The 16095-nt window shown below is 38.9% G+C and carries 11 protein-coding genes; 6 read left to right on the top strand and 5 right to left on the bottom strand.

Going from position 1 to position 16095, the window contains the following annotated elements:
* Positions 1–51: 51 nt before the first annotated feature.
* The 4 genes from LNTAR_RS12160 (at position 52) to LNTAR_RS12145 (ending at position 9028) form a co-directional block, all read left to right on the top strand.
* The gene (locus tag LNTAR_RS12160) at positions 52–1050 is read left to right on the top strand and encodes a prenyltransferase/squalene oxidase repeat-containing protein (protein WP_157473535.1); all 999 of its coding nucleotides are present in this window, start codon (positions 52–54) and stop codon (positions 1048–1050) included.
* Positions 1050–2132 carry a hypothetical protein gene (locus LNTAR_RS12155; RefSeq protein ID WP_007279010.1) on the top strand — a complete coding sequence of 361 codons (1083 nt, stop codon included), beginning with the start codon at positions 1050–1052 and terminating at the stop codon, positions 2130–2132. Before LNTAR_RS12160 ends, LNTAR_RS12155 begins: the two co-directional genes overlap by 1 nt.
* Positions 2132–8206 (top strand): hypothetical protein, encoded by a 6075-nt coding sequence (locus LNTAR_RS12150; RefSeq protein ID WP_007279009.1) that lies wholly within the window; start codon positions 2132–2134, stop codon positions 8204–8206. The genes LNTAR_RS12155 and LNTAR_RS12150 overlap by 1 nt, the downstream gene beginning before the upstream one ends.
* Before the next feature lie 198 nt (positions 8207–8404).
* Positions 8405–9028, top strand: a complete 624-nt coding sequence (locus LNTAR_RS12145) for a discoidin domain-containing protein (protein WP_007279008.1) — start codon at positions 8405–8407, stop codon at positions 9026–9028.
* 70 nt (positions 9029–9098) lie between these two features.
* Here LNTAR_RS12145 and LNTAR_RS12140 read toward each other — a convergent pair whose 3' ends face one another.
* The 5 genes from LNTAR_RS12140 to LNTAR_RS12120 all read right to left on the bottom strand — a co-directional run bounded on the left by LNTAR_RS12140 (position 9099) and on the right by LNTAR_RS12120 (position 14995).
* The gene (locus LNTAR_RS12140) at positions 9099–10148 is read right to left on the bottom strand and encodes an aldose epimerase family protein (RefSeq protein WP_007279007.1); all 1050 of its coding nucleotides are present in this window, start codon (positions 10146–10148) and stop codon (positions 9099–9101) included.
* Positions 10149–10226: 78 nt separating this feature from the next.
* On the bottom strand, positions 10227–14045 hold the full coding sequence (locus tag LNTAR_RS25675; RefSeq protein ID WP_007279006.1) for an FtsK/SpoIIIE domain-containing protein: 3819 nt from the start codon (positions 14043–14045) through the stop codon (positions 10227–10229).
* The gene (locus tag LNTAR_RS12130; RefSeq protein ID WP_007279005.1) at positions 14042–14257 is read right to left on the bottom strand and encodes a hypothetical protein; all 216 of its coding nucleotides are present in this window, start codon (positions 14255–14257) and stop codon (positions 14042–14044) included. The genes LNTAR_RS25675 and LNTAR_RS12130 overlap by 4 nt, the downstream gene beginning before the upstream one ends.
* Positions 14254–14721 (bottom strand): hypothetical protein, encoded by a 468-nt coding sequence (locus tag LNTAR_RS12125; protein ID WP_007279004.1) that lies wholly within the window; start codon positions 14719–14721, stop codon positions 14254–14256. Before LNTAR_RS12125 ends, LNTAR_RS12130 begins: the two co-directional genes overlap by 4 nt.
* Position 14722: 1 nt before the next feature.
* Entirely contained in the window at positions 14723–14995 is a 273-nt protein-coding gene (locus LNTAR_RS12120; protein ID WP_007279003.1) for a WXG100 family type VII secretion target, read from the bottom strand.
* A gap of 161 nt (positions 14996–15156) precedes the next feature.
* On the opposite strand from LNTAR_RS12120, the gene LNTAR_RS12115 reads away from it, so the two are divergent.
* Both LNTAR_RS12115 and yajC read left to right on the top strand, forming a co-directional pair.
* The gene (locus LNTAR_RS12115) at positions 15157–15609 is read left to right on the top strand and encodes an SEL1-like repeat protein (protein ID WP_007279002.1); all 453 of its coding nucleotides are present in this window, start codon (positions 15157–15159) and stop codon (positions 15607–15609) included.
* Between the two features lie 154 nt (positions 15610–15763).
* Entirely contained in the window at positions 15764–16084 is a 321-nt protein-coding gene (yajC, locus tag LNTAR_RS12110; protein WP_007279001.1) for a preprotein translocase subunit YajC, read from the top strand.
* The last annotated feature ends 11 nt before the right edge of the window (positions 16085–16095 follow it).

Here is a 16095-nt window from a genome sequence, read left to right as displayed (position 1 = left end):
CGGCGAGGACCCTTGCGAGGAGAGTATGAGAGGGGCAGAGCCCTTCTCATCATGAGAAATAAATTTATTTATCTACTGATACTTTTATCCTGCGTCTCCTTATCTGCACGCGAAACCACAGTACCCATTTCAGCTGATTTGAGCCAAAGTCTAAATCGCGGACTAAAATATCTGGCTTCAACCCAGCAAGAAGATGGTTCGTGGAACGGAAACCACGGCCGCAATGTTGGCGAGACCTCGCTGTGTCTCATGGCTTTTATGTCCATGGGCAATCTTCCCGCTGAAGGCGAGTATGGTCATGTAGTCGGCAAAGGTGTTAACTGGGTTGTGGATCAGGCTAAGCCAAATGGTCTCATTCAGTACTCGAATCAGGAAAAGCAGGCTGCAGTGATGTACGGCCATGCTTTGGCAACATTGATGCTTTCGGAAGCTTGGGGGCAAAGTCGAAATCAGGAAATTGGTAAAGTCCTTCGCAATGCAGTGAAACTCATCCTTGAAGTACAGGGCAAAAAAGGTGGCTGGGGCTACAAGTCAATCCCTGAAGACGGCGATACCTCAGTCATGGTTATGCAGATTATTGCCCTTAAATCCGCCCAGGATGCGGGTATTTATGTTCCGCAAAAAACAATTCAGAAAGCATTATCTTTAATTAAAACGCGTTTTAACGAAGCGCGAAAGATGTATGGTTATACGACGACAAAAGTCAGTAAGAATAATTACGGCTCCAGTGCCGCGGGAACCTGCATCATGTTTATCTGTGGAGAAAAAGAAAAGAAGTACACTGAAGAGGCTGTAAATTCACTCTTAACGATTATGCGCAACGATCCAAAGAAACAAAAAGTAGGGCATATTCCTTACTTTCTTTATTATGCTTCAGTTGCATCTTACAATCAGGGTGGAGATGCCTATCGTGAATGGGCCAAACTTTTGGAAAAATATTTAATTCGTGAACAGAAAAGCAAAGGCGAATGGGGCTCTTATTATCAGACGGCTTTCTGTATTTTAGGAGCAAGTTTGCCTTATCAATACATTCCGGTATACCAAAAATAATGAAGTATTTGGGTCTAATATTTTTACTAAGCTTCGGTTTATGTGCTGATGTCGTTTTACATAAAGATGGCCGTAAAGAAGAGGGGGAGCTCAAATGGAATCAATCAAAACTTCAATTCAATGGGAAGGAATTAAATCTCAATAATGTATTCAAGCTTCGTTTTGATCGTCCCTTAGTAGCTAATGCAGGTGAGTACATTATCTTCAAAAATGGGACTATGCTCAGAGCTCAAAGCACAAAACTCCTGAGTAATGAGAACTCCCTTTTAGTCGATTACCGAGGTGAAGAGAAAAAAATTAAGCTTGAACTCATTAGCGCAATTTCCTTTCAGGGTGCTCATTATCCAATGAGTGAAGCGGCAGGTTTTTATACACTAAATAACTTCCATTACCCGGGTGAAGCTACGTATTTCACTAAATCCAGTATAGGCCAAAGCAAACCATCTAAGAAGCGCCACAAGAAGTCTTTGCTCAATTCCTTAGTTATACAAAAGAGAGCTTTCAGTAGTTCTGATTATGTTTTCAAAACTACTTCAAGAGAAATTATTTACGGGAAAATTCTTGAGCAAAAAGACGATTATTTATTAATCGAGACGCCCATTGGTGCTGTAGCCTACCCACACAATGAGTTGTGTCAGATAGCAGCGAACAAAAATAATTTCGCAATAAGTGAAAAAGATATACGTGATATAAAATATACGGCTTTTATCAATCAGTGTAGAGCACTAACTTTTAACAAGTCTTACACTCAGGCAGCTATAAATGAATCCGGTTTTGCTGCGGATCATTTCATTTCACTGAACTCACGTACTGAATTTACTCTAAGCCCAAAGCAGGGATGTAAAGCGATCTCTTTTTCTATGACGACTGACCCAGGGACGAGCAATGGTCATGCTGTTTTAATTATTAGCCAAAACGGTAAAGAGTTATTTAAACAAGAGATTTCTTCAGGTCAGGAATTATCCAATATCTATTTGCTCGTAAGTCAGGGGGATCTTAAAGTTTTACTTGATTACGGAAAAGGCGGTTCGGCCGGCGATTATATAATTTTGCTGAACCCGCAATTTATTGGGGCTAAATAATGAAGATATTTCACTTAATTCTTTTATGTAGCTGCACGGTTTTTTCGGCTGATTGGAAAGCCAATATTGCGGAGCTTAAACCTGAGTTGATTATCGATTTTGCCCACGATAAGAAACTCGAGCAAGGGCTGATGCAGTCGCTGGAGAAAAACAGTGCCGCTGCTTGTCCTTTTAATGCACCAGTCGGTAGCATAAGGTTTGTACAGGATAAAGGTGTTAAAACCCCGAGCCAGTCTATTGACTTCAAAAAAGGGATACACCAGCCAAAGAGAGCATTTGCGGTATATCGCTACAGTGCCATGCTTCCAACAGATATGAAAGTCCTTGCTAAAATTCAATACGGTAAGCTATTTAAAACCTACTTAAACGGCAAGCTTTTGGCTCAGCACGACAGTGGTTTACTCTACCATCGAGAATCACCCTTTCAGACTCTCTCGTTTAAAAAGGGTCGCAATGATCTCGTATTTATCTCCATGACCAAAGATCAGCATATCCCACACTTAAGGGCCGTTCCTTACAGTGAAAAACTTAAGGAGGCCTTTAATAAATACCTCAGCAAATTTGATAAGATTAAACAGCAGGATATGGAAGAGTGGCTTAACTTTCAGCTGGCACTGCGCTCATCCGATTTATTTGAAGCTCAGGCTCACGGCATACGACAAGTAGTCAATTTAAACTACCAGCAGCTTCCTCAGGGACGCATAAGACATTTCTTTCATATGGGAATTCACCCCCGTGTGATGTCCAAAGTTATGGGAAGTATTGACACCGAAAAAATTGTAGACTTGATGATCGCCATAAATCACCCTCATATCAAGAGTTATTTCGACACTCTCGCGATTGAAGGACGTGGTAAAGAAATCGTGCAGTTTTTTGAACTCTATGCAAAAAAGTATAAGGCCAAAAGCGGTTATAGTTGGGGGAACAATCTCTATGCGATTGCAGAATTTATTCTCATGCAGGGCGATGCAAAATCCGCCCATGAAATGTTTTTACTTTTTAAGAAGGTAGCCGATCAGAAAAACAAGTCTACACAGAAGAATATCGAGTACGCCTTACTAGAATCGCAGGATGAGTCGGGTATTAGACCACGCTTTACTGCTGATCCCGAAGTCGAGGTTTTTGTCAATGACCTCGATCGACTTTTTGAGAGAAAAGCTGATCGCGATACCTTAGCCCAAGTCTATAAAATTATACGTTCAAATCAGGACAAGTTATTCAGTCGTGATTATCAGCTTGTTTCACTAAAGACTTACTTTCAGCATAAATTAAGTTCAATACCGGATTTTGCGGATCAGTTTTCTGCTTATTTAAAAGAGCGTTACTCCAGTCGCGTGGCTAAAGCCATCGAGACTTTTGATATAGACAAACTCCAAGATTATTTGAGGGAGACTTCCGGTTTGGCATCATTCCCCAAGGCTGAAGCAATGCTTATGCAGGAGTACTTTAATCGTGGCGATTTATCCAATGCAAAAGCCTATGCCGATCGTTTATTAAATAATGCGAACTTCGCAAAAGAGGCAGCCGCGTACCTGCTAATTATCGAAAAGGAATTGGAAGTAGCAAATGAACTGCGTCAGAAACTACCACAAGAATTATTGGAAGCTTCAGTTCAGTTCAAAGGTCAAACTATTAAATTAAAAGCCCTAGCGGATCAATGTCGTTCCAAGGAAACTGCATCCAAAGGTCCGGGCAGTCTTCTTGTGAAAATTCCTCTTGCCTCAGATTTAAAAAGCACGGTGGATGGACGTACATCGGAGTTTGACTGGGATCAATATTTTATTCCTAGGTCGCAAAGAAAATTAGTTAAAGCTAATCAACAATGGTTTTCTTCCAGTCCAATTGGAACAGAAGTTTCCGATTCACAAGGAAAAATTTTGTGGAATAATTATTCCTTCATGCCGGCTGATGATCGTATTCAAAATTCCCCCCGTTCGTACAAGGGGGCCGTAATTAATAAGCATTACTACAATCTGAATTATAATAGTTCACAAAAGACCTTCACTCTTCAAAAAAGAAATCTCAAAGGAGAAATACAGTGGGATAGCAGCTACCTGAAATCCTTTAGTAAGTGGGAGCCCTGTAGCATACCTTTTTCCAAGATGGACAGCAATATTATTCTTTTAGTTGAGCGCGATCGTCAGGCTGCTCCAGTCTTTGCCATCGCGTTTATTGATCTGGAGTCTGGAGAACTTGAATCTGTTCAATCCCTAGCCAAAATACGCGACCCCTTTAAGCAGGAAGGTCATTACGATATTTTTAAAAGTCTTCTTCAATTCGATAATTTTTGCGAAGACCGCGAAGCTATTTATTTATACTCGGGATCTGGTCTTGTGGCGAAGGTTAATGCCTTTGAAAAACGTATTGAATGGGTTCGCTCTTGCCCACAAAAAATGAGAAAATATCATGAAGGTGATTCATTTGATTGGACTAATCCTGCAAGAACCGCCTCTCCTTATTTGACTGTTATTGATGGCAAATTAATTCATTTTGATAATGCATCTATGAGCTGGTATGCACTGGATTCAGCAACGGGAGAAATTCTATGGAAAAACTCCTTGGATCTACCAACATATATTCACTCCAGATCCGAGAGTAAAATTGTTTTTTCTCATCTCAATAGTCGAAATCAGCACATGCTCAAGTCACTTTCAATTACTAGCGGCCGTGTCATTTGGCAAAAACATTTAGGCAACCTTTCTCTCCAAGGTGAGGGGACGCTTAATAAAAATGTTGTCTATCTACCTGTGAAACGTGGAATTGTTTCTTTCGATCTTAAAAAGAAAGAATTACTTGGTCGTAAACTCCTTAATATCAGCCCCGAACGAATTGCTAAATCTAATGATAATTTCCTCGTTTACGGAGAGGGTAACGCTTTTCTACTCAGAGCCGATGGTCAGCTACCCTCGACACTCGATGACAACGCTCAAGAAATCAATCTCACTTTGGGAAAGGCTGATGAAATTGACCTTAAATATTTTTCTAATGATGGCCTAATTTCCTTTTCATTTAATAGCATTTATTTTAAGGAACGACCGATTGCTCATTCCCTTGATAACCCAGCCTACAGCATCATTCAGTACTTGAATGATTATGCGCTCATTAAAGAATCTACAATTGTTAATGGGCAGTACTCACCATCTCAATTAGTTTGGCAAAAACGCTTTCCGAACTTCATGCTCAAAGAGAAAAAAATCCTTGCCTACAGCTCCGGTTCTGTCAGTGTTTTTAATACATATAACCTTAAGTCTGAGTTTCTTTATAAGCCCATAAGTGGGGAAGTTATTTATGCAGCTCGCTGGAACAAAAATCATCTTTATATTCTTTGTTCAGATGGAAGTCTTAAGCAGTTCGATTTAAAGACAAAGAAACAAACAAAAGAATTTTTTCTAAGTGCTCGTGATTTTATCATCAAGGAAGACCGCTTGCTTAGTTTCCCCCACGCACATACAGCTAAAAATAAAGTCTATCAGATCACGGACAAACTCAGTGAAATTAAAATCCTTGATAAACGCTACCACATGGGGGACCAGCTGCAAAGTAATTCCTATACTCAAGGCTGGTTAACTCATCACGCTCTTAATATCTTTGATTTCAGGAAACTAAAAATGCATGAGATGCGCATGGGCCACACGCCGCATAGATCCTGGCGTTTATCAGAAAGGTACGCTGCAACGAATTATGGTGATCTCCTGGATCTATCTGATGGTAAATATAAAAAGCATAAATTTAATGCGCTGGGGAACAAAGGTTTTGTCCATGGTCAGGGCAGTGATTATATCTACGCATCTAATAATGGCTTAATTAAACTGGAACGTTTCTCTGAGTTTATGAAAGTTTATGATGACAATCTCACTAAAGGAAAACAGTTTAAAGGTTGGTGCCGAGAAGTAGATGATCAACTTGTTGTTGTCAGTAATAAAATGAGAAATGTCTATGATTTAAAAACAAGCAAGCTCATCTCGCGTATGATGATTGACGGCCCAAGTACAGAGGCTACAATTTTGACGGATCGTAGTTTAATAAAAGTTCACAAGGGTTACAGCTACCTCTACAACTCTCTAAATTTACCTTCTGAAACAATTGCTTATAACCCCAAGAAAATTGATTCTTTATTTTGGCAAAAAGCAAACCCTAAATTCTGGTATGGGAAAAATAATTATCCCATACCTGAACTTGAATACCGTTTGAGTGATAACTCAAAAGAGCTTCAATTACAGGTGAGATTTAAAAATCATGCAAAACTGCTTAATCACTTTGGCGTATCGCTCAATAGCCACCGCTTTCACGATGCTTTTTATGCGGAATTTACGGAAAAGGGCAGCAATGTTGGTCATCTTGTAGGAGATAATCTAAAAGAACCATTTAAACATCACTTTTCAGCAGATGGCTATGAGTATCTGGAAATAAAAATTGATAAGCCCGATTTAATGGCCAATCACTTTGATGGCTTTTTAAGTTTTGAGCTCTCACTTCTTGATCAGGGTGAAAAAGTCGGTTCCATGCGCTTTGGATCAGTGTATCAGCCCAATACTTCCTCTCGTGAAAATACCTGTGGTACTAGATCTTACCTTGCAATGGATAAAGAACGCTATGCAAAACTGGATAAGCTCTATGCGGAAAGCAAGGTTCTGCTCGCTGACGGAGAAAGCTTATCACAATTTATTAAAGCCCGCCGTAATCACCACAGCATAGCATCTAATGTTACTTATCTGGAAGAGCTATTAACTCGACACAGCAAAACAGTTCAGGCGCACAATGTTTTATCCGTTCTTTTCATTGAATACCTTAGATCATTAAATCTCGATGAGTTCACTAATTCAGATCTACAGAGGGCATTTAATCACTGTAAAAAACTCGCAGATAAACTCGGTCTCAAATCGTATGACCGAGCCTTGTCTTTCTGCGTTATTGATTTCAATAAAAATAATAATGCCTATGTTTTACCAACTCATGCAAAATTAATGGGAAGGGGTAGCGTTTACCTTGACCTTAGGGGTAGCCTGCAATTTGCCGCTGCAGATGGACGCGTAGCTCTGCCCATGGGTTTCTTTGGAGAGCAGTTAAAAGAACTCGATCGCCTTGAACTCGAAAGCCCACGTAGATTTAAAGCGGTACTTGGATCATTTGAGCTCTTCCACAAGGGTAAACTAAGTCCTGTAATTGATAGTGAGGCGGGGGCACAAGCAGGATTAAAAGAAGGTAACTGGAAAAATGCTCATGAGGCCCAGTTTGATTTTTATGCTTCTCAACGCAGTAAAAGCTGGTACCCCAAAAGTGATCGTATTCGTGTGCAAAAAATAGCTTTTGAGTCATTGGATATTGATTATAACTGGGATGAAAAATCCTTATTGCTGAATTTAACCTGCAACCCTCTTAATAGATGGCGTGCCAGTGAGATGTTGAAGAAGTATATTCAACTTAAGGGAGCAGATGACCTCGTAGAGCTGTGCTCCGAAATTTTAGCCAATGATTCTGCTAATGCCCATTTGCTCGAAGCTATCCTCGAGGAATATGGAGAACATGCTGGCAAAGATCTTAAGAACTATCAAAGCTTAATGAGCAAAGCGCGTGTGCCAATTAACCTTCGCAGAACGATGTCCCTGGAAAACTTCGCTGACCAGGACTGGCAGCAACTAGGGCCAGTTAATACCGAAAAATCTGCAAACCTGGACCTGCTCTCCAAGCCAGAGGAAAACCTTCGTAAATCCACTTTTAAGCTTTCCAATGAAAGTGTACTCAGTTTCGTGCCGCAGCAAGACAATGGCAAGAACTTCCCCGGTTTCATGTACCTGCGTAAAGAATTTACTTCGACATCTTCATCAAATGCCTACCTGCACATTAAAGTTCAAGATAGAAGAAATACTTTCAATAACCTTCGCATTTGGCACAACGGCAGCGTACTGGAAGATACCGTGCTCAACCGGGATCAATACCAAAGTAATATGATAAAAATCCCCCTCCGCAAAGGAAAGAACTCAATACTCATCAAATACAGCTTTGAGTATTACACCAATCTTAAATTTAAACTCGGCAACGTCTATGGTGGAGACCTTTCATACATCAAGCGATAAGCACAGTTATAAACTACCTTCCATAAGGACTTTGGATCTAGTTCAGTGTCCAAAATTCAAAAAACTTTATGTGGATGTTAGTTATAAGAATACATTTCGATTAACTGTTAAGATTAAAGGTTTTAACTAAAACCCTCGCTATTGCTAATAGACTTAAACTCTTGCATAATCTTAAATATGACTAAATAGGATTTAATTATGAAACTTTACGCAATACTTTTGGCCTTTCTCTTCAATGCGCATGTATTACTTGCGGCAGAGGTGACTGTGACAGTAAGTTCAAAAGAAAGAGATATACAAACTTTTGATGGTGGAAAGGTTTTTGATGGACAAATGCAGAGTCGCTGGAGTTCTGAGTTTGCTGATAAGCAGTTTCTGAAAATCGTACTTCCTAAAGCGCTCCCTATTAAGACAATTGAGGTGATCTGGGAAAATTCTTACGCCAAGCATTATAAAGTCAAGATAAGTGAAGATAAAAAGGGCTGGAACTTGATTCATAACAATAAGAATAAAGAAAGTAATTCGTCAGATCTGATACAAATCAAAAAAGATAAAAATACCCGCTATATCAATTTAGAATTTATTAAAAGAGCAACACCTTATGGCTTCTCAATATTTGAAATAAAGCTCAATGGCAAAATCTTAAAAAACTTTTTAAAAGAGCATGGGATTGAAGACTATGAGCTCATTTCTATAGTCGAAGGAAAGGATCAAAACTCTAATAAAGAAACACAAAAAGAGACTAAACCGAAAAGTCCAAGTCCTAAGAAAGAGAGTGCTCCTATAAAAATAAATAAGGAAGATAAGCTCATCTATATTTAAGGCTTTACTTACTTCCGCTTATTCCTACGCTGAATAAAAAACGCAGTTCAAATGAACTGCGTTTTTATGATTACTTGCTACTGAAAGAATAGATTGTTTTACTTGAGTAGACTTCGCCAACTTTAAGGATTGTTGAGGGGAAGTGGGCTTGATTAGGTGAGTCGGGGAAGTGTTGAGTTTCCAAGCATAATCCACCGCGTTGAACATAGTTTTTACCACCTTTGCTCGCCAAGCGCCCATCTAAGAAATTACCTGTGTAAAATTGTATTCCGGGTTCTTCAGTGAAGACTTCCATGTAACGACCTGTGCTTTCTTCATAAACAGAAGCAGCAAGGCTCATCTTTTCATCTTCATTTTTGTTGAGAACAAAGTTGTGATCAAAACCATTGCCAAATTTAATTTGTTCGTGATTGGCCGTGATATCAGGAGAAATTGTCTTTGTTTTGGTGAAATCAAAAGGAGTATTCGCAACGGGGGCAATTTCGCCTGTGGGAATCGCTGTAGCATCAGTGGGAGTGTAATGATCCGCATTGATGAACACGAGGTGATCTAAAACATCACCATTGCCTTCGCCTTTTAAGTTGAAGTAGGAATGGTTGGTGAGATTGATAGGCGTGTCTTGATCACTTGTGGCGTGATAGCTAATTTCAAGGTCGTTGTTATCCCAGAGTTTATATTCCACAGTGATGTTGACTTCGCCAGGGTAGTTTTCTTCGCCATCAGCTGAAGTATAAGTGAGTTGAAGTCCGGTGAATTCCTCACCGGAAAGTTCTTCCGCTTTCCATACAACTTTATCTAAACCGATATTGCCACCATGGAGGTGGTTTTCGCCATTGTTGATTGCCAATTGATAAGTCTTGCCATTGAGAGTGAATTGACCTTTGGCAATGCGATTGGCAAAGGGGCCTGCCGTGGAACCAAAGTAAGGTTTGTCGACTGCCGTCAGGTATTCGTCAAGGCTATTGTGACCAAGTGCGATGTCCGCAAAATTACCATCGCGGTCTGCAGTGATAATAGAGGTGATGATCGCTCCATAATTAGTGATTTTCACCGTGGTGCCTTGTTCGTTTTTTAAAGTGAAGAGTTGAATAGAGCTGAAGTTTTCTGTAGAAATACTCATGTAATCATTTCCTAAAATAATTTAATTTCCCCAAAGTAATCGGAGTGCTTGGCTATGCAAAGTATATGACGTGTTTAGTTAAGAGCTCATTTGCTCTTGATAAAATGCTACGGAGGGAAGGGCATAGGGACGGAATTTCTTTAAAAGGCCATTATGGTCTTGGTAAAGTAGGGCCGTGTGCAGTTCCAGTTTCGAGGCTTCGCTATTGTCAATGCAAGCTAATGAGTCGGTTTGAGACATTTGACTGAGGAGGCGTATGTCGAAGTCTTGAAGAAGCTTATTGCTCAAAATGCGCTGATAACTGGAGAAGGTGTCACAGTGAATGATAAAGTGAATGTTGTGTTCAGGTCCCTGTTGAATTAATTCTTCTAATTTATCGGCACTAGATTTTTCAGTTTCGTCCCAAGAAAAGTCTTCTTTTTTCTGGAGTTTTCTGAATCGTTGTAAGTCAGCCGCAAAAACGTAAAGTGCCGAATCTTCATTATTATCTTGCCTATTAAGAAGTGTATTATGGAGTTCTTCAATGAGTTTTTCTACTTTGTCTGGCAAAACAACCTTTATTATTCCTTCCAGCAAATCAAAATAACTTTGTGATTGAACGTCACCTTGAGAGCCGTTGAGAAGGAAGAATTGAGACTCATGGTTTTGTTTGCAAGCTTTTGTGAAAGCGTTCATCAAAATGCCTAGGCTCATTTCTTTATTATTTGTTAGGATGAGCGCGTTTTGACTCGGTGATTTAGTGAAATTTATTTTTTGACTAGGTTCAATAGCACAGGGTTCGCCAATAAAAAATTCTTCATAATTGGTACTTTCTAAATATTCTTTTGAGCTTTCTAATTGTGCTGGGATGTTTCCTTCAAAAATAAATGGATGCCCCGTTTCTTTATTGCGTAATTTTACTAATTCGGCGCGATGCTTTCTCTCACTTAGCCAAGCTGTTTGGAAAGGTGAGTTATATTCTGGTAGGCCTGACTGGTTATTTATTATGGCTTCACCTGGACGTGAGAGTAGGCGTGCAGCATTATTATTTTCATTAAAGATGAGATAAGAGTCACTCTCGTTACATTGTAAGGCAATACGAATGCCCATTTGTCCCATAGTGGATTTAGGGAGTGTTTGTGTGCCACCTAAAGTTTGTGACCCAAGTAATACATGAACACCAAAGGCTCGACCTTGGCGAACGATTCTGTCTAGCAATAAGATTGCGTCTTTAGCAAGGGCATCATCTTCAGTGAAAAACTCTTGGAACTCATCGATTACCAATAATAAACGTGGCATTAACTCGGTAGAGTTATCTCGAAATTGACTAATGTGTTGAGCGTTGATTTGACGGAATTTGTCACCTCTTTCTTTAAGCTCTTCATCAATTTTTCGAAGGACACTAAGCCCAAATTCGCGATCAGACTCAATAGCAATGGCGCGAGCATGGGGGAGTTTTTCATTGGCATATACCTTGAACTCCACACCTTTTTTGAAATCTATTAAATAAAATTGAAGTTCTTTAGGAGAATATTTGATGGACATATTGGTGATAATTATATGCAGAAGATTAGATTTGCCAGAGCCTGTTTTTCCTGCCAAAAGGCAATGTTGTGCAGTGCCTTGACCAAATTGAATTTCTTGTTGGCGAGTCCCAGTTAAACCAATTGCAATTGAGAGTGAATTGTTTGTGTTGGCTTTCCACGGTGATGGTTCTTGGATTTTTGAAAATGGGATCTTCACTAAAGTAGATGATGTAGAGGCTGCGCCTACTTTCTTGATGAGTTCATTCATGAGTTCAGGGGAAGGCGCTTCTTCAATAGTTAATTGCTTTTGATTGAAGGGGGATTTTTCCCACTCAAAAGTATCTTCTATAGGTTCTAAAAATATGCAATGATTTTTTATTTCATCAATTCTTAAACCACCAGGTATTGGGTACTCGGTATTGTGATGAATAATCAGGTAAACTCCACATCTGGCACCATTTTGTGCTATGGTGATAAGTCTTTTGACTGCATCTTCGGAAAAATTGAAAGGAAAATCTGCTATGGTTAAAAAGCGGAAGGGTTCAGCTATCTCTCCAGCTGCAAGATTGTATTTACAAATATTGGAAAACTCATTGCGAAGGTATTTTTGGATGATTTTTTCTAGGTGGTCATTTAAGTCGTTCAATACTTGCTCTATGGGGCCAACCTTAGTACTTATTTTACCACCGGTTAGGCTTTTTTGGTAGTCATTCAAATGCATGAAAGCTGCAAAGTTTTCACCTAAAGATAAGGGGTCAATGAAATTGAATCGCGCTTTGCCAGGAGGGATAGTTAGCAGGATCCTCAAAAGGGTTTTTTGTAAAAGTCTTATGCCTCGTGGTCTTCTTGATTTGCTAGCATCTATAAATATTGAACCGTTACTTGGAAGTTCGAGGATATTTGGGATGTTGATAAATTCGGGTATTTGAGCTTGGATGTTTGGGTTTTCAGGATATTTAATTTGTTCATGTAAAGATACATCCATTGATGAGAATGCGATTTGATTATGAAACTCCTCTAGGGGGTCCCAGCTTGCCTGAGCTTTTTCAAAACTTGGGAAAAGTACTTCTTTATATCTTTCATTTTCCTTGATGCTATCTTGTAAATCACTACATGATTTATTTAAGTTTTTATTTATTAGTATTGATTGTTGTTCAATATTTTTTTCAGATGACTCGACAAAAGCTGCTTGGCTTACTTCATGAGCTTCAACTAAATGCCTGATCTGTTCGTCGGTTTTTACACTAATTCGATCCCATAATTCCTGTCTTTCTTGGAGTACGAGTTCAAGTGCGGTGTTTCCTATGGATTCAACATTATGAATTTTTTCAAAATAATTTTTAGAAACTTTATCCATTTCGACAAGTTGGTCGATTTCAATCAATCTCAATTTCTCTTCTAGTTTATTACCTTCTCGATTCTGTATTTGCAAGAATGTGTTTTTATGGCGATTAATAACTCGCAATCTTTCGAGTGCAGCAAGTTCAATGGAGAATTCCAAAAGGGGGAGTATTTGAGAATGATCTTTTTGTAAATTGCTAATAGATTTGGCAATGAGTACGCTACGAATAATGAGTAAAGTGGTGATAATAAATATATTTATTACAAAGGAGTTAACCGTGTAAGAAATCGGCAGGAAATCAGGCTTATAATTGTAGGCAAACAGGAAGGCAGGTATATGAAGGATGATTAAAATTGCATAGATTATGTAGGGACGAATTATCTTGAAGAGTTTGAAAATAAACTTGTTTTCAATATTGGTTTGTAATTGATTGATTGATGTATAAATGGATTTGATTTTGTTATATACATCATCATAGCTCAATTCATTTTTTGTTGACTCTAAATCAAATTCAATTTCTTGGTCGATCAAGTCGTCGAGTGCAATATCAAGATCACGGGCGCTATTTATGCGGCCATGCTTTTTTAGGAATAGTGTGTTTAGATCAATTGAAATATTTAGTTGATTTAAATTATTTTGCCTTTCAGTAAATATCTCTTCTGCTTTAAGGATTTCTTGATCACAAACTTCTCGGTGATCTCCAAGAGCATCAGCCATTAGCTTCCTATCAACATCGCCAATTTCATTAAATTTCTTTTGAATGATTGCTTCTTCTTTTTGAAGTGCGCTTTGGATTTGATGAACTTCGCTCTGCTGTTTTCTTTTTATATCTAAAATTTGGTCTCTAAACTGGGCCTCAATTTTAGTGTATTCATCTTTGTGAACTTTTTTGAGATGAGCTTTTCTATTTTTGAAAACTAGAGATCGTTTATCTAAATCCTGTTGATAATTATCCTTGAGCTTAGCAATTTCGATTATAGCATTGTTGAGTTGACGATTGAGTTCAACTAATAGTTGTTTAAGTTTTTCTGGTGTTAAGGGGAAAATCACTGGTCGTATTCCTCTTTGAAGTGTCTAAAGATTTGTTCGAGTTCGTCAAGGCTATCAAGGGTTAAGCTTATGTGACGGCGAAAGTTTTTGAGGTAGACGCGATCAAACTCAAGAGCTTTTTCATCTTTCCAATGGGTGCGAAGTTTAACCCATTTTTGCTGATTAAGTTGGTTGAGTTCAGCTAGATGTTGACGATGTGTGAGGAAGTTCATAGTTGTTTTTTTGCCTTGATTTGGGTGTAGTCATCTAAGGTTTTAAGTTTTTGCATCAGTGATTCACTTGCTCGGAGGATTTCTAGATCGGTGTAGGAGCGGAATTTGGTGATTTGACCTTTATGGGGGTCGAGTAAGGCGGGTAACTTTTTATTCCATTTTTGCAGCACCTGCTTTTTTTTATCTAAGTCAGCCAATTTATCTTTGGCGCGCTGAATGATGTCTTTAGCTTCAGATGAAGGCCTTCTGCCAGAGCTTTGTTGAGTTTTTTTAATGACTTCTTGCCAATGCAAAATTTGCTTGTTGACTTGTTGAGGAAGGACTTCATGGATAGTTTTTTGTCGCCGTGTAATCTCATTGCGCATTTCACCCGCTGCTTGATTAATTTGCTCACGAGATTTCTTGAGGTGTAGAGCAAACTGTTCGAGTGCGTCAAAAGACTGGATATTGGCTTTGTTAGACATATTACCTTTGTTTTAAGTATTCATCAATTTTGTCAGCTTTTCGAATGAGAAGTGGAGCTTGGTCGTTGGAGCATTCGACGAATTTTTTTAAGCTTTTCATGGCGCGCTCAAATTCCTCGGCAAAACGAGCGTGTTCTTGGTCTTGCCAAGTTTCACTAAGGGCTTTGTAACGTCCCCTGAGTGAGAGCATACGATTTTGTAATTCTTGATTAAAATTTTTAAGTTCGGCGGCAAAGGCGCGTACTTGTGAGGGGTCAATTGAAGCTTTAGCCATGATTGTGTCCTTAAGTTACAAGTTTAAGCTAGTAATTGAGTAAAGAGAATTCCAGTATAATAAAAAAATATCGACTTAAAACTTGCTAAAATTAGTGCAGATATTACTAAATAAGCTCAATGTTTTTCATAAGTCAAAAAAATAGGTGGTATTTGCTCATCATGAAAAAATTAATTATTGCACTCCTTTTTACTTTATTTTGTTCCTGTTCTTTCTTTGAGGAGGAGGAAGATCCCTACGAAGATATGACTCAAGAAGAGGAATTTGCAGCTCGAAATAAGCAAGTCTTTGATAAGCAGCCAGACAAGGAACGAGAAGAGTATTTGAAGAATATGCGAACTGCGCAAGGTAGTGGTCAAATTCAGAAAGATGAAGAGGTGACGGATTATGCACTCGTAACTCGTAAAATGAGTCGTCAGCAATACGAAAGAACTCTTGCTCAGGCTGAGTTGGGAGATGAAGATGCTTGTTACCGCATGGCAATGATCCACAAGTATGGATACTATGGACCTAGACCCAATATGGCTCTTGCTAAAAAATGGCTTAAAAATGCAGCTGATCTTGGCTCGATTAAAGCTCGACATCAGTTGAGACACTTAGAAAGAAAGTACTAGAAGCTTTCATTTAACAAGATTTTCACTAAAGCTCGCGTAAAAAAGCTACATTTATCTATGCTGAGGCGATAGATGACTGGAGAATTTTTGAAGTGGGTTTAAACTTGAGGGTTTGAAATAAAATTTTAATCTAGAGAATATAGGATTCCGTTTGATGAACTTAGATTTATTAGCTGCTCAAGCTCAAAGGCAGGGTGGCCCCGCTGAAATGATTAAGACTATTGCAATTTTTGTAGTCTTTTACGCGATTTTTTACGTTATAATTCTTCGTCCCCAGAAGAAGAAAGTGCAGGCTCACAAAGATCGTGTTGCATCTTTAGTTAAGGATGACGAAGTTATTCTTGAAGGCGGAATTTATGGTTCAGTCAGAGCCATTGAAGATGGCGTTCTGCAAGTTGAGATTGCAGAAAAGACTATCGTTAAAGTAGATCAAAACGCAGTTCGCTCAGTTGTCAGCGAAGACGCTAAGAAATAAATCGAGGGTAC

The sequence above is a fragment of the Lentisphaera araneosa HTCC2155 genome, from assembly GCF_000170755.1.
Classification (GTDB): domain Bacteria; phylum Verrucomicrobiota; class Lentisphaeria; order Lentisphaerales; family Lentisphaeraceae; genus Lentisphaera; species Lentisphaera araneosa.
This window is presented reverse-complemented; position numbering and strand designations above follow the sequence as displayed.